The following is an 18,988-nucleotide window of genomic DNA, read 5'->3' as shown; positions in this document are numbered from 1 at the left end:
GCACGGATGCGTTGTCCTTTTTGCGGTCATCCCGATACCCAAGTTAAGGATTCCCGTCCTGCAGAGGACGGGAATGCCATCCGTCGCCGTCGCCAGTGTCCATCCTGCGCGGCCCGTTTCACTACGTTCGAGCGCGTTCAGCTGCGCGAGCTGACCGTGCTCAAGAAGTCGGGCCGGCGCGTGCCGTTCGACCGCGAGAAGCTGAACCGGTCGATCCAGCTGGCGATGCAGAAGCGGAATATCGAACCGGACCGGATCGACCAGATGATTTCGGGCATTGTCCGGCGGCTTGAGTCGACGGGCGAGACGGATGTCACCTCCGACCGGGTCGGCGAACTGGTGATGGAAGGTCTCAAAGGACTCGATGCGGTGGCCTATGTCCGTTACGCCTCGGTCTACAAGGACTTCCATAAGGTCGAGGACTTCCGCGAATTCATCACCGACGAGCACCTGACCGCCATGAAGGGCGTGTCGGCTGACGACGACGAATGACCGGCGCGGCGCGTCCGCGTGTCACCCTGAAACTGGCAACCTCGCTGGACGGGCGGATTGCCTTGGCCAATGGCGCGTCGCAGTGGATCACCGGTCCCGAGAGCCGCGCCGAGGTGCACCGCATGCGAGCGGCGCATGAGGCGATCCTGACCGGTATCGGCACCGTTCTAGCCGACAATCCGCGTCTTACGGCGCGGCCGGAAGGCGGCTGCGACCGCCAGCCGGATGTCGTGATCATGGACAGCCGGGACCGAACGCCAAGCAACGCGGCCGTGTTTGCGGAATCCGGGCGTTCGGTAACGCTGGTTCCGCACCGGGACCTGACGAGGGCCGTCGCCCGCTACGATACGGTGATGATCGAGGCCGGCGCGCAGATTGCCGCCTCGGCCATTGCGGCCGATTTGGTCGACCGGATCGAATGGTTCCGCGCGCCGGTGGTTCTTGGTGGCGATGGTCTGGCGGTTGTCGCAGCGCTCGGGCTTGAGACGCTGGAGGCGGCCCCCATCTTCAAGCGCACTGGTATTCGCGAACGCGGTGCCGACCTGCAGGAAAGCTACGAACGGATCCGCTGATGTTTACCGGTATCGTCACGGCCAAGGGCCGTATCCGAAGCATAACCGGCAATGAGGTGCGCCGCTTCGATATCGAGGCGCCCTGGAAGCCGGACACGATCGATATGGGCGCCTCCATCGCCCATGCCGGCGTCTGTTTGACCGTGGTCGACAAGGGCGAGTGGGGTGAGGGCGGCTGGTACACGGTGGAAGTCTCGCCGGAGACGCTGAACCTCACCACGCTGAGCGGATGGGATGAGGGCGACACGGTCAATCTCGAGCGCGCGCTGAAAATGGGTGACGAGCTGGGCGGCCACCTCGTGACCGGTCATGTCGACGGCGTCGGCAGGATCGTCGAGCGGCGTGAGGAGGGCCAGTGGCTGGTCTTCACCGTCGAGCCGCCGGAAAACCTGAACAAATACATCGCGAAAAAGGGATCGATCACGGTCGATGGCGTGTCCCTGACGGTGAATGAAGTCACCCGCACCACCTTCGATCTGATGATTATTCCGCACACCGCCGAGGTCACAACACTCGGTGCGCTGCAAAAAGACGCACGCGTCAATCTTGAGGTCGACACGATGGCGCGCTACGCCGCGCGCCTGAACGAGTTTTCGGAGACCCCCGCGTGAGCGAGAGCGATATCCCCCTGTCCTCGATCGAGGACATCATCGAGGACGCCCGCAATGGCCGGATGTTCATCCTGGTCGATGCGGAGGACCGCGAGAACGAGGGCGACCTCGTCATCCCGGCGAAGTTCGCGACGCCGGACGCGATCAACTTCATGGCCAAGCATGGCCGCGGTCTGATCTGTCTGGCGATGGACCAGGAGCGGATCGCGCATCTCGGGCTGAAGCTGATGGCGTCGGACAATCGCTCGCGTCACCAGACGGCCTTTACGACGTCGATTGAGGCGCGCGAGGGCGTCACCACCGGCATTTCCGCCCATGACCGCGCCCGCACCATCGAGGTGGCGACCGACCCGTCGAAGGGCGCTGACGATATCGCGACACCGGGACACGTCTTCCCGCTGGTGGCGCGTGATGGCGGTGTTCTGGTCCGCGCCGGCCACACCGAGGCTTCTGTCGATGTTGCCCGGCTGGCGGGGGCCGGGTCGTCCGGCGTGATCTGCGAGATCATGAATGAGGACGGTACGATGGCCCGCCTGCCGGACCTCGTCGCCTTCGCCCAGCTGCACGGTTTGAAGATCGGCACGATTGCCGACCTGATCGCCTATCGCCGCCGCAATGATCGCTTCATCGAGCGCCGCCTGGAGACCGACTTCACCAGCCGGCATGGCGGACCGCTGAAACTCATCGTCTTCCGCAACACGATCGATGGCGCCGAGCATGTCGCGCTGGTCAAGGGCGAGCCTTCGCACGCCCAGCCGACCACGGTGCGCATGCACAAGGTCTCCTTCGTGGACGACGTGCTGCACGAAGAAGGTCCGCGCGGCGAACTGGTCGAGGCCGGTATACGTGCAATCGCGACCGCCGAGGGGCCGTCGGTTATGGTCTTCATCCGGGAGACCTCCCACACCGCGATCATGGAACGCCTGGGCGCCAAGCCTGTGAAGGCGGATGATGAGCGCGAGGCCCAGCGCCTGCGTGAATACGGCGTCGGTGCACAGATCCTGCTGGATCTGGGCGTGAAAGACATGATCCTGCTCTCTACCAAGCCGCACACGATTGTCGGCCTGGAGGGCTACGGGCTGAGCGTGCGCGAAGAGCGCCATTTTCCGGAGGACTAGCGCATGAGCGCCCCCAAACTCCTGATCGTCGCGGGGACTTTCTACCGCGATATTGCCGACGCCCTGATCAAGGGCGCCAAAGGAGCCGCCGAGTCTGCCGGCGCCACGGCCGAACTGGTCGAGGTTCCCGGTGCGCTGGAAATCCCGGGCGCCATCGTCCAGGCCGAGATCGCCGAATCCGATTTTGACGGTTATGTCGCCCTGGGCTGCGTCATTCGGGGCGAGACGACGCATTACGATTATGTGTGCTCCGAAAGCGCGCGTGGTCTGATGGAGCTGAATCTCAACGGTGTCATCGCCGGAAATGGTATCCTGACGGTCGAGAACCGTGCCCAGGCCCTCAAGCGGGCTGTCGACAAGAACAAGGGTGCGGATGCAGCGAATGCGGCCCTGGCGCTGATCGCGCTGCGCGACCGCTTCGGGAGTTCGAAATGAGCGCACCGCAAAAATCCAAGGAAACCCCGTCCGAGGCCCGTGCGCGTCTGCGCCGTGCGGCCCGTCTGGCCGCCGTTCAGGCACTCTACCAGATGGAGATCGGCGGACGCGGCGCCAGTACGGTCATCCGTGAATTCCGCGACCACCGCTTCGGCGGTGCCGGTGAGGGCGAGGAATTCGTCGAGGCCGATGAGGACTTCTTCGACTCGCTCGTATCCGGCGTCGTGGAACGCCAGGCCGTGGTCGATCCGGCGATCGACGGCCTGCTGGCCGATGGCTGGCGCATGGAGCGGCTGGACGCCACGGTGCGCGCCATCCTGCGCGTGGCCGGTTATGAGCTTTTCCAGCGCAAGGATGTGCCGGCGCGTGTGGTGATCGACGAGTATGTCGATGTCGCCAATGCCTTTTTCGAGGGCTCCGAGCCGAAATTCGTCAATGCGGCGCTCGACCGCTGTGCCCGCCAGGCGCGTCCGGACGAATTCTGAGCATGGCGTCCGGCGGCGAGTTCGATTTCATCCGGACACGCCTGGGACCGCTGACCCGGAACCATGCGGCGGCGCTCGGCTTGCGCGATGATGCTGCCGTGCTGGATGTGCCTGCAGGACAGCGGCTGGTGCTGGCCTGCGACACGCTGGTCGCCGGCGTGCATTTCCGGACGGATGACGGCGCCGATGTGGCGGCTGCGCGCGCCATGCGTTCGAACGTGTCCGATCTCGCCGCGATGGGTGCCGAGCCGCTGGGTTATCTCAGTGCGCTGAGCTGGGCGCGCGGGATCGATCCGCGCTGGCGGGATGAATTCGTGGCGGCGCTGGCCGAAGAGCAGGACCGGTTCGGCCTGGTGCTTCTGGGCGGGGACACCACGTCCACTCCCGGTCCCATGACAGTGACATTGACGCTCCTTGGATGCGTCATAGAGGGGACATCGCTGCTACGTTCCGGTGCCATTGCGGGCGATGATGTCTGGGTGACGGGCACGATCGGCGATGCCGTATTGGGTCTGGCGGCACTGGAGGGGGAAACCGGCGCTCCGGAGGCGCTGGTGTCGCGCTATACCCACCCGATGCCGCGCCTGGCGGCCGGTCTGGCGCTCAGGGGGATCGCGACGTCCGCCATCGATGTTTCTGACGGTCTTCTGGCGGATGCCGCCCATATCGCCGAAGCGAGCGGGCTGGCGCTCGAGATATCCGCGGATCTGGTTCCACTGTCGGTGCCGGCGCGGGCCTGGCTCGATGCGGGCGGAGAGGGCGGTCCGGGCCGCTTGTTGAGCGGCGGCGATGATTACGAGCTTCTCTTCACCGCACCGGCCTCGCGTCGCTCAGAGATCGAAGCCCTGTCACTCGATGCGCCGGTGACGCGGATCGGCCGTGCCCTGGACGGTGAGGGCGTCACCTGTCTGGGACCCGATGGCCAACCCGTGACAATTGACCGGGCCGGATTTACGCATTTTTGAGGCGTTTTTGGCAGGCTGCGGGCGATTGGAGTTGATCCCATGCGCCTTCTGCTTGCCGCGATCCTGACCCTTGCCCTGCAATCCGGGGCCTTTGCCCTCGGCGGCGGAGGCGGCGGTGGTGGCGGCAATGGTTCATCCAACAATGGCAATGGCAATCGCTTTCTCCTGGTCTTCAACCGGACAGTCGAGGACGAGGATGATCATGGCGACAGCTATGTCGGCGATGAAGACGAGGTGGACGATGATCCGCGCGCCTTCAACCTGCCGGCCCTCGTCGCCCCCCTGTCACGCGACGGACGCCTGACGGGCTTTGCCTATGTGCATGTGCGGGTGCGCGCCGCGGACGGCCAGAATGTCTGGTCGATGCAGGAAAACGCGCACTACGCGCTCGATGCCCTGGTGCGGGCCGCCTACCGCACGTCTGTCAGCCGTTCCGACGGTCAGCAGCTGGACATTTCCCGGGCTGAAGACGTGTGGGCCCAGGTGCTGCGCGAACAGTATGGCGCCGACGCGATCGACCGCATCGAGATTCGCAGCTCCGATACGCGTCTCCTGATGCGCTAAAGTCTCTTCGCAACTGCGGTAAGTATTGGATTTCGAAATCCAAAGTTCGCGTGTTGCGCCGCCCTTATGACTTGGGCATAGTCACCTTAACAATAACAAGAAGAAGCGGGGGACATGCAGGCAGTTCGCGTGGTTCTCACGCGTATGCTTCCCCCTATCCTTTCGTGACCAAAGAGAAGTCATAAAACGGGGCTGGAAGCCATGAACATGCTTTTATTGGCCATTGGGGCCGCTGTCCTTGCCATCATCTACGGCGTCATCCAGACGCAGCGTTTGATGGCGGCGAGCGCAGGGACCGAGAAGATGCAGGAGATCGCATCGGCCATCCAGGAAGGCGCGAACGCATATCTCAAGCGCCAATATACCACCATCGCCATTGTCGGCATTGTCGTCTGCATCCTGATCGCGGTCTTTCTGGGCTGGCAGGTCGCTCTGGGCTTCGCCATCGGCGCGGTCCTGTCGGGCGCGGCAGGCTTTATCGGCATGCTGGTTTCGGTGCGGGCGAATGTACGCACGACGCAGGCCGCCAGCACGAGTCTGGCCGCCGGTCTGGCTGTGGCGTTCCGCTCCGGCGCGGTCACGGGGATGCTTGTGGCAGGCCTGGCCCTCCTGGGGGTCGCCGGCTATTACTGGATACTGACCGGACCGATGGGACTGGTCCTCGGTGAAGGGGCCTCCGGCCGTATCATCATCGACTCCCTGGTCGCGCTCGGCTTCGGCGCCTCGCTGATCTCGATCTTTGCCCGTCTGGGCGGCGGTATCTTCACCAAGGGTGCGGATGTCGGCGGCGACATGGTCGGCAAGATCGAGGCCGGGATCCCGGAAGATGATCCGCGCAATGCCGCGACCATTGCCGACAATGTCGGTGACAATGTCGGCGATTGCGCCGGCATGGCGGCCGACCTGTTCGAGACCTATGCGGTGACCGTGGTCGCTACCATGGTGCTCGCAGCGATCTTCTTCACCGGCGGTCTGGCCGCGCAGTTGGTGCTCTACCCGCTGGCGATCGCCGCGGTCTGCATTGTCACCTCGATTATCGGCACTTTCTTCGTCAGCCTGGGCAAGGGCACCAATGTGATGGGCGCGCTCTACAAGGGCCTCATCGTGGCAGGCATCCTGTCCATCGGCGGTTTGTGGCTGGTCACGAACTACACGATCGGTATGGGCGAGATTGCCGAAGTGAACGGCAAGATGATCACGGGGCAGAACCTGTTCTTCTCCGGCCTGATCGGCCTCGTCGTCACAGCGGCCATCATCTGGGTGACCGAATACTATACCGGCACCGGCTACCGGCCCGTGAAATCCGTCGCACGGGCGTCTGAATCCGGTCACGGCACCAATGTGATCCAGGGTCTGGCTGTGTCGCTGGAATCCACCGCTCTGCCGGCGCTGATCATCATCGGCGGCATTCTGGGCACCTACTCGCTGGCAGGCCTGTTCGGTATCGCGATCTCGGTGACGACCATGCTGGCCCTGGCCGGCCTGATCGTGGCGCTCGATGCCTTCGGCCCGGTCACCGACAATGCCGGCGGTATTGCGGAAATGGCGGGTCTGGATGAGTCCGTGCGTGAAACCACCGACACGCTGGATGCGGTCGGCAACACCACGAAAGCCGTCACCAAGGGCTATGCCATCGGCTCTGCGGGCCTCGGTGCGCTGGTGCTCTTTGCGGCCTACACGACCGATGTCGAACATCTCCTGGGTATCGAGCCGAACTTCTCGCTCGAGAACCCGTATGTGATCGTTGGCCTGCTGTTCGGCGGGCTTCTGCCCTACCTCTTCGGCGGCATGTCGATGATGGCTGTGGGCCGCGCTGCGACTGCGGTCGTTGCCGAGGTGCGCCGCCAGTTCAAGGAGATACCGGGCATCATGGAGTTCAAGGCCAAGCCGGATTACGGCAGGGCGGTGGACATCCTGACCAAGGCGGCGATCCGCGAGATGATCGTGCCGTCGCTTCTGCCGGTGCTTTCACCGATCGTGCTCTACTTCGTCATCCTCGGCATTGCCGATCAGGCCCAGGCCCTGGCAGCCGTCGGTGCAATGCTGCTCGGCGTGATCGTCAACGGCCTCTTCGTCGCGGTCTCCATGACCGTCGGCGGCGGCGCCTGGGACAATGCCAAGAAATATATCGAAGACGGCAATCATGGCGGCAAGGGCTCGGAAGCCCACAAGGCCTCCGTGACCGGCGATACGGTGGGCGATCCCTACAAGGACACGGCCGGACCGGCCGTGAACCCGATGATCAAGATCACCAATATCGTGGCACTCCTCCTGCTGGCCTTCCTGGCAAGCTAGGGCAGGGCATAATCACGACACAGGAAAGCCCCGGCCGTTTGGCCGGGGCTTTTTTGTTCGGTCAAGTTTGGGACAGCTGTGACGGGTGTGCGAGCCTGTCGGCCGGTATGGTGGTTTCGAGCGCATAGCCGCGTGCCGTTGAAACCCGTTCGAGCGAGCCGCCGAGTTGCAGCGCGGCGCTCTGCATGATCTTCAGGCCAAGCCCGCCGGTCTCTGCCGGGTCGGTGGCATCGCCCGGACCTGCACCATTATCCTCCAGCCGGAACTGTAGATCGCCGGACGGCTGAAGTGCTCCGTACAGCCGGACGTCTCCGCCGGCCTCGTCGAAACCATGCTTGATCGAATTGGCGACGAATTCATTGGCGATCAGCGCCAGGGAAGAGGCCAGAGACGAGGTGACAAAAAGATGCGGTATATCGATGATGACGCCGATATTGCTTGGTGCACTGCGGGTCAGCAGGTCTCCAATCTGCCGCATGTAACGGTCCAGAGCGATCGAGTCGTGAGCATCCGTGCGGTTCAGCTCCGCATGCAACAAGGAGATCGCCTCGATCCGGCGCGTTATTGCTGTCACCGCTGCACTTTCTTCGGCTCCGGCCTCGCGAGCCTGGAGATTGACCATGGACGCGACCGTCTGCAGTGAATTTTTCACCCGGTGATCGATTTCCGCCCGCAGTACATCGCGCTGTTTGAGGGTCCGGCGCAGATCCAGCTGGGTCATCACCTGGCGGGCGACAACACGCACCGTGTCCGCCTGAAGTGGCGTGAGGCGCCGGGGCTCATGGTCGAGCACGCACAGCGTACCCAAGGGCAGGCCTTCGGAGGTTTTCAGCAGCGCGCCGGCATAGAAGCGCAAATGTGGATCATCCACGCAGAGCGGATTGTCGCACATGCGCGGATCCTCCAGCGTGTCGGGAATTTCGATGAAGTCCTCACCGAGGATGACATGGGCGCAGATCGAGGTTTCAAGCGGGGTTTCCCGTACACCAAGACCGGTTTCCGCCTTGAACCACTGACGCTCCTCGTCGATCAGGTTGATGACACAGATCGGCGCATTGCAAAGGCGGGCGACGAGATCGACGATCTGGTCGAATTCCGGTTCGCGCGGCGTGTCGAGGATATCATAGCTGTGCAGCGCCTGAATGCGCGCCTGGGAATCCGGGTGGAGGGGTGGCTTCAAAGTGTCTGTCCCGCTCAATGGCCGTTTGCGCCAGTTCATCGTATCGCAGCCTAGGCGGGTTCCAGACGCTCGCAAAGTCTTTTGGGCGATGCCGGCGAGCGGAACCCAGCTTCCAGCACGGCCGTTTTACCGGTCGAGCTGGAAGGGAACCCCATCATGACCGCCATCCATACCCAGACCGCTGACCGCGCTCCGCGCACGGCCCGGCTCTACCGCATGGTCATGCCCGATCATGTCTGCCCTTACGGGCTCAAATCCAGGGCGCTGCTGGAGCGTGAGGGCTATGAGGTGAAGGACCATCACCTGTCCTCCCGCCCTGAAACAGACGCCTTCAAGGCCGAGCACGGGGTGGAGACAACGCCCCAGACCTTCATCGATGGCGTGCGGATCGGCGGCTATGACGAGTTGCTCGATTATTTCGGCAAGCCGCGGGTGAAGGCGGGCGAGACGACCTATCAGCTGGTGATCGCCCTGTTCGCGATGGCGGCCCTGATGGGCGGCGCGGTGAGCTGGCTGGCGGTTCGCGCCCTCGATCCGGGCCTGTGGCTCGTCACCGCCATCCCGATCGCCATGTGCCTGCTGGCGGTGCAAAAACTGCGCGATATCGAAAGTTTCTCGACCATGTTCCTGGGCTATGACCTGCTCGCCCGGCGCTGGGTGCGCTATGCCTACCTCTACCCGTTCGGCGAGGCTTTGGCCGGGATATTGATGCTCGCGGGCGCGCTGACCTTCATCGCGGCGCCGGTGGCTATCTTCATCGGCGGCGTGGGCGCGGTATCGGTGTTCAAGGCAGTTTACATCGACAAGCGCTCACTGAAATGCGCCTGCATGGGCGGTGACAGCAATGTCCCGCTGGGCTTCGTCTCGCTGAGCGAGAACCTGATGATGCTCGGCATGGGGCTGTGGATGCTGGGCCGCTGGATCGTCTAGACGCGCGGTCAGCTGATGGGCAGAGCACGGGTCTGCAATGCGGGGGCAAGACCGCGATCATTGCAGCGGTGCCAGCCGGCGATGGAGAAGCGTTCGCGCCGGGCCGGGATCACCTCGTGCGGAATGTCCTCGGACAGGAAGACGGCCAGCGTACCGAATTCCGGGCGCACCTCGTCGAGCACCTGGTCGCTGTCGGGCGCATAGATGCGCAATTGTCCGCCATCGGCCGCGTCCCAGTCGCGATTGAGGTAGAGCACCGTGGAGAGGACGCGGTTGCGGGCGCCGCGGAAACTGTCCAGATGGCGCTTGTAGAAGCCGCCGGGTTCGTAGACCGCGTAGTGCGCCTCGAAGGCGAACAGGCCCAGCATGAGCCGGTAATTCACGTCGCGGCGCAGGGCTTCGGCAAAGGCCTGGTAAGCGATCTGCGCCGGGCTGGAGCCGTCGAGCCATTTCGTCTTGTCGCGCCGGACCTGGCGGACCAACTCGTGTGCGTCGCCGCGGCCGATACCGGCCGGGGTCATTTCGGACTCCTGCCAGAGCGTTTCGGCTTCCTGCGCCAGTGCGCCCAGCATGTCCGCATCGGCAAGACGGCACACCGACCAGCCCTGTCCGGCGAGATCGTCGCACAGCGTGTCGGCGTTGAAGGCGGGCAGGCCGGTCAGGCCGAGGGCAGGAAGGCTCAATGCCGTGTCACCTGTCGAGGAAGATGCGCGCTGATAGGGCCGGGTGGCCGGTCGGTCAATCGAAATCGGAGCCGGCGGCGAGCCGTTCCAGAACGGCCATGGCGTCGTCGGCGCGGTCGGCGGGGACGAAGAGATGGTCATGAAAATATCCCGCCACCGGGTTGCAGCCGATTCCGGCTCCGGCCAGCGCCTGCGCGATGGCCGCCATGAAGCCGACGGCGTCGAGGGCGGAATGGATGTGCAGGGTAATGCGGCGGCAGGGAAAGACGGTTTCCAGGCCGGCATCGGCGGCCGCAGCGGCGTCTAGAATCAGCGTGACGCCCTCATCCTCGACATAGCGCATCAGGGGCGAGAGGCCGGCCGGTTCCGGCGTGCCGGGCGGCAGGGTGGCAAACGCCCACACGCCCGGGTGCAGGCGGGCAGACATGCCTTTAAGCAGGGTTTCAAGATCGGTCTCGCCGTGCATCGCGGACTCCTTCGTTCAGCGCAGATCATGGTATGGCTGGTACATCATCGCCATATAGGCGGGCGGAGGATGCCATGTCTGTTGAAGTCATCTCGTTGGTGGAAAAACACAGCCAGTTCAAGGACGCCTGGGCGCCGCGCCGGGTGGCAAAGCTGGACAATTACGAGATCAAGCTGGCGAAGGCCGAAGGGGCGTTCGACTGGCATGCGCATCTGGAAGAGGACGAGTTCTTTCTTGTCACGCGCGGCATCTTGAAGATCGAGATCGAGAATGCCGATCCGGTCCTTCTGGGACCGGGTGAAATGTGCGTGATTCCCAAGGGTGTGCGGCACCGGCCGGTCGCACAGACCGAGAAAGTCCACATGATGCTGATCGAGCGCGCCGGAGTGGTGAATACCGGTGATAATCCGGACAGCGATCTGACCCAGACGATCTCGGACCTCTAGGCGTACGGCCTGGTTCTCCCATTGATCGCGACGGGTGCAGCCGTTATATCGCGACTCCCGGCCCGGGATATATTTCGCATGCAAACAAATGAGGTCTCCGCATGAGCTCCAACGCATTCGACGTGATCGTGATCGGCGGCGGACCTGGCGGCTATGTGGCCGCGATCCGGGCCTCCCAGCTGGGTTTCAGGACGGCTGTTGTCGAGCGCGCGCATCTGGGCGGTATCTGCCTCAACTGGGGCTGCATCCCGACCAAGGCGCTGCTGCGGACGTCTGAAGTCTATCACCTCATGCAGCACGCCAAGGATTTCGGCCTGTCGGCCGAGAAGATCGGCTATGACGTCAAGGCGATCGTCAAGCGTTCGCGCGATGTCGCGGGCCGCCTGTCCGGCGGTGTCGGCATGCTGATGAAAAAGCACAAGATCCAGGTGATCGAGGGTGAGGCGAAACTGGCCAGGGGCGGCGAGGCCCCGAAGGTCGTCGTCGGCAAGGACAGCTATACCGCCAAGCACGTCATCCTGGCGACGGGCGCCCGGGCGCGCACTGTGCCGCAGGCCGGACTGGAGCCGGATGGCGACAAGATCTGGACCTATCGCGAGGCCATGGTGCCCGAGAGCATGCCGAAATCCGTCCTGGTCATCGGTTCCGGCGCGATCGGTATCGAGTTTGCCAGCTTCTACAACACGATGGGCGCCGATGTGACGGTCGTCGAGATGATGGATCGCGTTCTGCCGGTCGAGGACGAGGAAATCTCTGCCTTCGCCGCCAAGAGCTTCAGGAAGCAGGGCATGACGCTGCTGACCGGCGCCCAGGTCGAGAAGCTCGACACCTCGGGCAAGACGGCGAAGGTCAGCGTGAAGACATCGAAGGGCAAGACCGAGACGATCGAGGTCGAAAAGGTCATCCTGGCCATCGGCATTGTCGGCAATGTCGAGAATCTCGGCCTGGAAGAGCTCGGCGTGAAGATCGAGAAGGGCCATGTCGTCAATGACGGGTTTGGCCGTACCAATGTGAAAGGGCTCTATGCCATCGGCGATGTCGCCGGACCGCCCTGGCTGGCCCACAAGGCTTCGCACGAAGGCGTGGTCTGCGTGGAGAAGATCGCCGGCCAGGACGTGCACGCCTTCGAGACCGGCAATATTCCGGGCTGCACCTATTGCCATCCGCAGATCGCCTCGGTCGGGCTGACCGAAGCGAAGGCGAAGGAGGCGGGGCACGAGGTCAAGGTTGGCCGTTTCCCCTTCGTGGGCAATGGCAAGGCGATCGCGCTGGGTGACGATCAGGGCCTGGTGAAGACCGTGTTCGACGCGAAGACCGGCGAGCTGCTGGGCGCCCACATGGTCGGCGCCGAGGTGACCGAGCTGATCCAGGGCTATGCCATCGCCCGCCAGCTGGAGACGACCGAGGCCGAGCTGATGCACACGGTCTTCCCGCACCCGACCCTGTCGGAAATGATGCATGAAAGCGTGCTGGACGCGTACGGGCGGGTCCTGCACATCTGATCTGCATCCAAAACGCGTGTGCCGGGCATCATGGGATCGAAACCCGATCTCGTGAGGATGCCATGCTGAAACCTTTCCTGTTCTGCGCCGCGGCTGCAACGGCTCTGGCGGCCTGTACCTATGATGTTCATGGCCGGGGGGAGGATCGCTCGGTCGATGCCGCCGGCCTGGTGGCCTCGCGCAATGTTGATGTGCCCGGCGATGCTGAATTCTCCGGCATGTTCGTCGGTGCCGATGGCCGCGTCGGCCGGGATCTGGAACTGTCCGGCGCGACCGTGCGCTCGAACATGATCGTCGGGCGTGATCTGGAAGCGTCCGGCGGGCGGGTGCGCTTCACCGGCGAGGTGGGCGGCGATGCCGAAATCTCGGCCGGTACAGCCGATATCGATGCGCGCATTGCCGGCAATACCGAAATCGCGGGCGGCCGGGTCACGCTGGACGGTCATCTGCGCGGGGCACTGGAGATGGATGGCGGGCACATGGTGCTGCGCGCTGATGTCGACGGGCCGGTGACCGTGCGCGGTCATGGGCGCGACGAGGGCAATGGCCGGGTCGAGATCTCCGGGCGCCTGGGGCAGGGCGGGCTGATCTGCGCCGCGGAAGTCGAACTGCGGTCCGGTGCGCGGCTGGAGGGAGAGGTCCGTATCATCTCCGATACGCGTCCGCGCGGGAACGGGTTCAGCTGGGAAGCGCTGGACGGCCGCGATTGCGAGCGGATCTAGCAGCAGCGCCGGTCAGGGCTGGACGAGATTGACCACATCGCTGGTCGTCGCCGCTTCGTGGCCGGCCTTTCCCATCGCTGCGAGCACTTGCTGGACGACAGCATCGGGCACGGGGCGTTCATTGCTCGGCACCATTTCCAGTTCGAAACGATAGTTGCGGCGCTGGACTGTGCGGCGCGGCTTGAATTCGCGCAGTTCGGACAGGCCGAGCCGGTCGAGTGCCTCGCGCGACCGGGTGACCCTGGCTCCTTTGATCTCCCGGATCCGGTTGCACAGGCGTTGCAGCAGCCAGGCATCGGCCGGACGCAGGGCGCGCGGATTGTAAGTCTCCGGTGACGGGTCGGACGGGTCGGGAAAGCTTTGCGGCAGTACCTGCTGGCCGGGGTTTGCTTCGCCCCATTCGGCAACGACCGAGGTCGCGCGCACACCGACGGGCACGAATTCGCTCACCGCCCGCTCCAGCAGGAAGGAGAGCGGTGAGGGGATGCGGCCACTCCCCTTGACCGGTTCCCGCTGCGGGTCGATCGGCCCGGCCATGCGCAAAACCCAGGCCTGCAGGGCCGGACGGTTCTGGACGAAACGCTGGCCGTCTCCGGCTCCCGTAAGGGTCAGCACGATGGCGTGGAGCGAGCAGTCGGCGAGGGTCGGGCTGCCCCCGAACAGAAAGGGCGTGTCAACCAGAACGGCTTCGGCCATGTCCAGGATATCGTCCAGCCGGGCTTCGATCGCGGGCAGATCGCCCGTGCGGTAACCCATCTTGCGGAAACGGCAATCGATCTGCTGGCGTGCCATGCGCGCGCGGCGCTTGCGTGCGGCGGCTTGGTGGTCCGGCCAGGCCGTCATGGCCAGGCGTTCGCCAGCCATCTCTCCATCACGTGACCACAGCCAGAAACTCGCGGCCGGGGCAACCAGCTGGTCGAGCCAGGCTTCCATCACGCAGGTTTCGACATCGGTGGCATCATTGTCGGGACGCATCGGGAAGCCGGCGTGATTGGCGTCTATGGCGTCGAAGATGACCCGGCTGTCGCTCCAGGCGCGTTGATCGGCGGCGATCAGCAGCGGCACATCGATACGGCGCAACCGCGGACGAACCTCCGAGCGCAGGACCAGACCTGTGGCAGGCTTTTCAAGAAAGGGAATATTGCGCCATCTCAGATAGGTCCGGACCTTGTGACAAGCGGGGGTGTCCGGGGCTGTGATGAGCGTATAGGCACGCATCGGCCTTGATCCTTTTCCTCAATCTGCCGTCGCCCCCTCGCTGCTTGCGGCAGCGTCCCGAGGCGGGACTGATCGCCTGGGAGGCGATGTTGAAGGATACAACTCCGCACCCCGCCGATCGGTTCCATCGCCGGCGGGGAGGAGTAGCGGATCATGGTTGGGCGGCCTTACTCCGCAGGCTCGGCGGCCGGCTTGTATTCCTCGGCCATCAACGTCTCCACCGTTTTCTGGACGGTGCCGTAATCGGTCTTGCCGGTGCCCAGCACCGGGATCGACTCGACGTGGATGATCTTGCGCGGGATTGCCAGTTCGGAAATGCCATGATTGCGCGCGAAGGCCACCAGGTCCGCCCGGTCGGCCTTGGCATAGTCGGTGAGCAGGATGACCTGTTCGCCCTTGCGCTTGTCGGGGATGGCGGCGGCGGCGTGCATATTGTCCGGCCAGAGCGAGGTGGCGCAGTTTTCCACCACCGCGAGGGAAACCATCTCCCCGCCCAGCTTGGCAAAGCGCTTCACCCGGCCGCGGATGCGGATGAAACCGTCCTCGTCGATCGAGACGATATCGCCGGTATCGTGCCAGCCGCCCTCGGGCGCCTCCAGCTGCAGCGGGGCGGAGGGGCGGATATAGCCCTTCATGATATTGGGGCCGCGGATATGCAGCTGACCGCCATCATCGATCCCCTCGACCGGAACCAGGCGCGCCTCGCAGCCCGGCATCAGCTGGCCGACCGTGCCCGGGCGGTTGTTTTCCGGCTGGTTCACCGACAGGACAGGCGCCGCTTCGGTGAGGCCATAACCCTCGACGATCTCGACATTGAACCGTCGGCGCAGGGCCGAGCGTGTCTCGTCCTTCACCCGTTCCGCACCGCACACCGCAAAGCGCAGCGAGGACAGATCGTCCGGATCGGCGGCGCGGGCATACTGGTTCATGAAGGTGTCGGTGGCGAACAGGATGGTCGCCTTCGTCTCGGCGATTCGTTTGACGATGGTCTTGGCCTGCAACGGCGTGGGATGGCAGATCGCCGGCACGCCGAGGCCGAGCGGCACCAGCACGCCGCCGGTCAGTCCGAAACAGTGGAAGGTCGGCAGCGGATTGAACACAAGATCGGTCGGGTAGATCTTGATGTGGTCGCGCACCTGCTCGACATTCGCCAGCAGATTGGCATGGCTGAGCACGACGCCCTTGGGATCGCCTTCCGTACCCGAGGTGAAGAGGTAGACGGCCGCGCTGTCCGGATCGGGATGGGCACGCACCAGGGACGGCATCACCATGCCGACGGCGGCGGCGAGCTTGTCGCCGAGCGACAGGTTTTCGCGCACATCGTCCAGATAGATCAGCTCGTGATCCTTCTTCAGCTCGGCTTCCAGATCCTGTAGCTCACCCAGCTCGATGAAACGGTGCGCGGTGACGATACGCTTGGCCTTGCAGGCCTGGCAGGCCGCTTTCAGCGCGCGTTCGCCGGCGGTGAAGTTGAGCATGGCCGGGATCCGGCCATAGGCCGAGATCGCGAAGAAGGAAATGATGGCACCCGCGCCGGTGGGCAGGAGCACGCCGACGGCTTCGCCCTTTTCGGTTCCCGCCTTGAGAGCATGGCCCAGCGCGAAGGAAGCTTTCACCAGATCGTTATAGGTGAGCTCCCGGCCGTCGGCATCGACGGCGGCGAGCTTCTTGCCGCCATACCGGTTTCTGGATTCGATCAGCGACTTGAAGACCGGCTTGCGAATGCGCGCCGGATCAAGGTGGGCGCCCTTGTAGACCTGTCCGGATACGCCTTGCGTACCGGTGTCCGGGGTGAGCCCGGCGGCCGGAGTGTCTGCCATGTAATCCTCCCGTGTACGCCCATACGTGCAGGCGCGGTATATTGATGCCGATTTTAGCGGGCCTTGGAGCGTAGGGAAGAGGGGGGCTGCGTGTGGCCCCGCTTTATGCGGGCGGCATCTCGTAATTCAAAAAACATTTATCGAAAAACGGAAAAATTCCCTTGATATCGTTTTTCGATAATGTATGGTCTGAATCAACGCTGGGGAGCGTAGACCCGGATTTCCAAAACGCCAGGCGGCAGGAGGTCCGGGACGTTATGGGAGAGTTGAATGACCAAGCTCTGGCTTGCGGCCACGGCCCTGACCACCGCACTGATGACGTCGGGCTGCGTTATTGTCGTCGCCGATGAAGGCGACGGCACCAAGATGCTGCGCCAGCACCGGTCCGCGGACGGCTATACCGTACTCGACCGGGATGGCGATTTCAGCCGCCTGAGTGGCGATCTGAACCTGCGCGGCCGTCTGGGCGGCGATCTCAGCCTGGTCTCCGGCGATGTCGATGCCGACGGTCTCGAAGTCGGCGGTGAAGTCTCCATCGCGGCGGGTGACGTGAATTTCAACGGCAAGGTCGATGGCGAGGTGTCCATTGCCGGCGGTGATGTGAGCTGGAACGGCGAAGCCCGCGACGAGTTTTCCATCGCGGCAGGCGACCTGACCGTGCACGGCCAGATTACGGGCCCGGCCAGCCTGGCGTCCGGTGACATGGAGGTCGATGCGACCTTCCAGCACGGCCTGACAGCCCATGCCGGATCGATGACGATCAATGGCGAGGTCCATGGTCCGCTTGAACTCGTTGCGATCAACGAGATGCGCCGCAATCGTGATTATGACGATGAGGGCGATATCGAGATCGGTGCCCGTGTCCATGATGGCGGCCAGGTCTGCGGCATCCGCGTGACCATTGCGTCGACGGCCCGCATTGACGGCCGGTTCGAAGTGTTTGCCGAACATGAGCCGGAGGTCGAGTCGGGCGCCCGTGTGGATGACCTTGTCTTCACCCCGCGCGACCGCCGCGACTGCGAAGACCTGATCGACGACTGAGACCGGTAGGGACCGGGATTCTTTTCAACAAACGACCTGACTGCCGGGGGGCGCAGGGAGAGAGTTATGAACATCAAGCACACAATCATGGCCCTGGGGCTGGCCATCACCGCAATGACGGGTGCCGCAGGCGCCCAGGTGATCGGCGGCGAAGTCGAGATCGACGGCAGCGGCAATGATGTCGTCTTCCTCGGCGGAGACATGACAGTCCGCGGCCAGGTCCAGGGTGATATTTCCGCGATTGCCGGCGATGGCCGGATCGATGCCGACGTTACCGGCTCGATCCACTTCTTTGGCGGCGACGTGTCCATTCGTGGCTCGGTCGGCGGGGATATCGAGATCGCCGGTGGCGATGTCGAAATCGACGCCAATGTGGCCGGCGATGTCAGCGCGGCTGGTGGCGACGTCCATGTCGGCGGCACGATCGCCGGTGAACTGGCAGCTGCTGGCGGCAATGTCGAGATCGATGCAACCGTTGGCGACGCAGTGCAGCTGGCCGGCGGGTATGTCGGCGTTCACGGCGATGCCGTGTTCGGCGACGGTCTGGAAGTCGGCGGCGGCGAGATCGAGATTGCCGGTACTGTCCGCGGCGACGTGGATGTCGAAGGCTCCGAGGTCACGCTGTCCGGTCTGATCGACGGTGATGTCGAGATCCTGGCCGAGGAAGTCTACATTCTCGATTCGGCCCGGGTGACCGGCGAGATCACCGTGCGCGGTCCGTCCCAGCCGGTTGTCGCTTCCGGCGCCCAGATCGGCTCGGTCGATTATGAGTACGAACCGTTCAATTTCGGCGCCAAGCACTGGGACGATATCGATATCGATATCGACGGTCCCTGGGAAATCATCGGTGCGCCCTTCGCCTTCCTGGGCCTGGCCGTGCCGGGTGCGGCGCTTCTGCTGGGTGCGCTGGCTGTGTTGATGACACCGCGCGGTACCGCCCGGGTGGCGCGCACCTTCCGCCGCAAACCTGTCGTGTCCGGCTTCCTGGGCTTTATCAGCTTTGCCTTGTCGCCGGTCTTCCTGATCATCATGACTGTGCTGCTGGCGATCACCGTGATCGGCGTGCTGTTGATCCCGATCATGTGGCTGCTGTTCTGGCCCTTCCTGCTGCTGTGCCTGGCGCTGGGTGCGCTGGCGGTTGGCGACCTGATCTTCAACCGCAAGCCGGAACAGCCCCTGGGGTTGGGTATGCGCCTTCTGTCCCTGATTCTGGTGCTGGCGGTTTCCGCGGCGCTGGGTGCCGTGCCGGGACTGGGTGCGCTGGTCGGTCTCTTCCTGATGTTCATCGGCCTTGGCGCCTGGCTGATGTCGCTGGGCCGGGAGAACGGTCATACGGCTCCGGCTGCGGCAAACAGTCCGGAAGATGACAAAACAGTAAGCATGGGGTGACGATTCCACGCGCAGACGTTACATCGTAACCAGATAGAAGCCCGCAAACAGGGG

The 18,988-nt window shown here is 64.0% G+C and carries 20 protein-coding genes; 15 read left to right on the top strand and 5 right to left on the bottom strand.

The features are described 5' to 3' along the window. Nucleotides 1-6 precede the first annotated feature (6 nt). From nrdR to ACXAJV_RS13925, 9 genes are all read left to right on the top strand, one after another. Complete coding sequence (gene nrdR / locus ACXAJV_RS13965; RefSeq protein ID WP_475086046.1) at nucleotides 7-492, top strand: transcriptional regulator NrdR; 486 nt, start codon at nucleotides 7-9, stop codon at nucleotides 490-492. After that, nucleotides 489-1,064, top strand: coding sequence for a RibD family protein (locus ACXAJV_RS13960; RefSeq protein WP_475086045.1), 576 nt, complete (start codon nucleotides 489-491; stop codon nucleotides 1,062-1,064). Before nrdR ends, ACXAJV_RS13960 begins: the two co-directional genes overlap by 4 nt. Beyond that, entirely contained in the window at nucleotides 1,064-1,675 is a 612-nt protein-coding gene (locus ACXAJV_RS13955; protein WP_475086044.1) for a riboflavin synthase, read from the top strand. Before ACXAJV_RS13960 ends, ACXAJV_RS13955 begins: the two co-directional genes overlap by 1 nt. Continuing rightward, nucleotides 1,672-2,793, top strand: coding sequence for a 3,4-dihydroxy-2-butanone-4-phosphate synthase (ribB, locus tag ACXAJV_RS13950; RefSeq protein ID WP_475086043.1), 1,122 nt, complete (start codon nucleotides 1,672-1,674; stop codon nucleotides 2,791-2,793). The genes ACXAJV_RS13955 and ribB overlap by 4 nt, the downstream gene beginning before the upstream one ends. 3 nt (nucleotides 2,794-2,796) lie before the next feature. Beyond that, the gene (gene ribH, locus ACXAJV_RS13945) at nucleotides 2,797-3,228 is read left to right on the top strand and encodes a 6,7-dimethyl-8-ribityllumazine synthase (RefSeq protein WP_475086042.1); all 432 of its coding nucleotides are present in this window, start codon (nucleotides 2,797-2,799) and stop codon (nucleotides 3,226-3,228) included. Continuing rightward, nucleotides 3,225-3,713 carry a transcription antitermination factor NusB gene (gene nusB / locus ACXAJV_RS13940; protein ID WP_475086041.1) on the top strand — a complete coding sequence of 163 codons (489 nt, stop codon included), beginning with the start codon at nucleotides 3,225-3,227 and terminating at the stop codon, nucleotides 3,711-3,713. The genes ribH and nusB overlap by 4 nt, the downstream gene beginning before the upstream one ends. Nucleotides 3,714-3,715: 2 nt before the next feature. Next, on the top strand, nucleotides 3,716-4,678 hold the full coding sequence (gene thiL / locus ACXAJV_RS13935; RefSeq protein ID WP_475086040.1) for a thiamine-phosphate kinase: 963 nt from the start codon (nucleotides 3,716-3,718) through the stop codon (nucleotides 4,676-4,678). 39 nt (nucleotides 4,679-4,717) lie between these two features. Further along, nucleotides 4,718-5,242 carry a hypothetical protein gene (locus ACXAJV_RS13930; RefSeq protein ID WP_475086039.1) on the top strand — a complete coding sequence of 175 codons (525 nt, stop codon included), beginning with the start codon at nucleotides 4,718-4,720 and terminating at the stop codon, nucleotides 5,240-5,242. A 201-nt stretch (nucleotides 5,243-5,443) separates the two neighbouring features. Further along, nucleotides 5,444-7,537: a sodium-translocating pyrophosphatase gene (locus ACXAJV_RS13925; RefSeq protein WP_475086038.1), complete on the top strand. Its 2,094-nt coding sequence runs from the start codon at nucleotides 5,444-5,446 to the stop codon at nucleotides 7,535-7,537. Between the two features lie 61 nt (nucleotides 7,538-7,598). Here ACXAJV_RS13925 and ACXAJV_RS13920 read toward each other — a convergent pair whose 3' ends face one another. Then, nucleotides 7,599-8,717, bottom strand: coding sequence for a histidine kinase dimerization/phosphoacceptor domain -containing protein (locus ACXAJV_RS13920; RefSeq protein ID WP_475086037.1), 1,119 nt, complete (start codon nucleotides 8,715-8,717; stop codon nucleotides 7,599-7,601). Between the two features lie 156 nt (nucleotides 8,718-8,873). On the opposite strand from ACXAJV_RS13920, the gene ACXAJV_RS13915 reads away from it, so the two are divergent. Then, complete coding sequence (locus tag ACXAJV_RS13915; protein WP_475086036.1) at nucleotides 8,874-9,647, top strand: MauE/DoxX family redox-associated membrane protein; 774 nt, start codon at nucleotides 8,874-8,876, stop codon at nucleotides 9,645-9,647. 8 nt (nucleotides 9,648-9,655) lie between these two features. Here the strand turns inward: ACXAJV_RS13915 and ACXAJV_RS13910 are convergent, their stop codons facing one another. Both ACXAJV_RS13910 and ACXAJV_RS13905 read right to left on the bottom strand, forming a co-directional pair. Further along, nucleotides 9,656-10,330, bottom strand: coding sequence for a 2OG-Fe(II) oxygenase (locus ACXAJV_RS13910; RefSeq protein ID WP_475086035.1), 675 nt, complete (start codon nucleotides 10,328-10,330; stop codon nucleotides 9,656-9,658). A 55-nt stretch (nucleotides 10,331-10,385) separates the two neighbouring features. Next, nucleotides 10,386-10,796 carry an ACT domain-containing protein gene (locus ACXAJV_RS13905; RefSeq protein ID WP_475086034.1) on the bottom strand — a complete coding sequence of 137 codons (411 nt, stop codon included), beginning with the start codon at nucleotides 10,794-10,796 and terminating at the stop codon, nucleotides 10,386-10,388. Nucleotides 10,797-10,870: 74 nt separating this feature from the next. Between ACXAJV_RS13905 and ACXAJV_RS13900 the strand changes: the two genes are divergently transcribed. The 3 genes from ACXAJV_RS13900 to ACXAJV_RS13890 all read left to right on the top strand — a co-directional run bounded on the left by ACXAJV_RS13900 (nucleotide 10,871) and on the right by ACXAJV_RS13890 (nucleotide 13,466). After that, complete coding sequence (locus ACXAJV_RS13900; RefSeq protein ID WP_475086033.1) at nucleotides 10,871-11,242, top strand: cupin domain-containing protein; 372 nt, start codon at nucleotides 10,871-10,873, stop codon at nucleotides 11,240-11,242. 101 nt (nucleotides 11,243-11,343) lie between these two features. Beyond that, nucleotides 11,344-12,744, top strand: coding sequence for a dihydrolipoyl dehydrogenase (gene lpdA / locus ACXAJV_RS13895; protein ID WP_475086032.1), 1,401 nt, complete (start codon nucleotides 11,344-11,346; stop codon nucleotides 12,742-12,744). 62 nt (nucleotides 12,745-12,806) lie between these two features. Next, on the top strand, nucleotides 12,807-13,466 hold the full coding sequence (locus tag ACXAJV_RS13890) for a hypothetical protein (RefSeq protein ID WP_475086031.1): 660 nt from the start codon (nucleotides 12,807-12,809) through the stop codon (nucleotides 13,464-13,466). Nucleotides 13,467-13,478: 12 nt separating this feature from the next. On the opposite strand, the gene ACXAJV_RS13885 is transcribed toward ACXAJV_RS13890, so the two are convergent. Together ACXAJV_RS13885 and ACXAJV_RS13880 are read right to left on the bottom strand one after the other, a co-directional pair. Next, nucleotides 13,479-14,684 (bottom strand): glutathione S-transferase family protein, encoded by a 1,206-nt coding sequence (locus ACXAJV_RS13885; protein WP_475086030.1) that lies wholly within the window; start codon nucleotides 14,682-14,684, stop codon nucleotides 13,479-13,481. Between the two features lie 167 nt (nucleotides 14,685-14,851). Beyond that, a complete protein-coding gene (locus ACXAJV_RS13880) occupies nucleotides 14,852-16,504 on the bottom strand; it encodes an AMP-binding protein (protein ID WP_475086029.1) in 1,653 nt (550 codons plus the stop codon). A 270-nt stretch (nucleotides 16,505-16,774) separates the two neighbouring features. Between ACXAJV_RS13880 and ACXAJV_RS13875 the strand changes: the two genes are divergently transcribed. Both ACXAJV_RS13875 and ACXAJV_RS13870 read left to right on the top strand, forming a co-directional pair. Then, on the top strand, nucleotides 16,775-17,545 hold the full coding sequence (locus tag ACXAJV_RS13875; protein ID WP_475086028.1) for a hypothetical protein: 771 nt from the start codon (nucleotides 16,775-16,777) through the stop codon (nucleotides 17,543-17,545). A 66-nt stretch (nucleotides 17,546-17,611) separates the two neighbouring features. Next, complete coding sequence (locus tag ACXAJV_RS13870; RefSeq protein WP_475086027.1) at nucleotides 17,612-18,934, top strand: DUF8173 domain-containing protein; 1,323 nt, start codon at nucleotides 17,612-17,614, stop codon at nucleotides 18,932-18,934. Nucleotides 18,935-18,988 lie beyond the last annotated feature (54 nt).

It is taken from the genome of Maricaulis sp. ABE4_448, assembly GCF_056160825.1.
The sequence above is the reverse complement of the archived record's forward strand: the minus strand, read 5'-3'. Positions and strand labels throughout refer to the sequence as shown.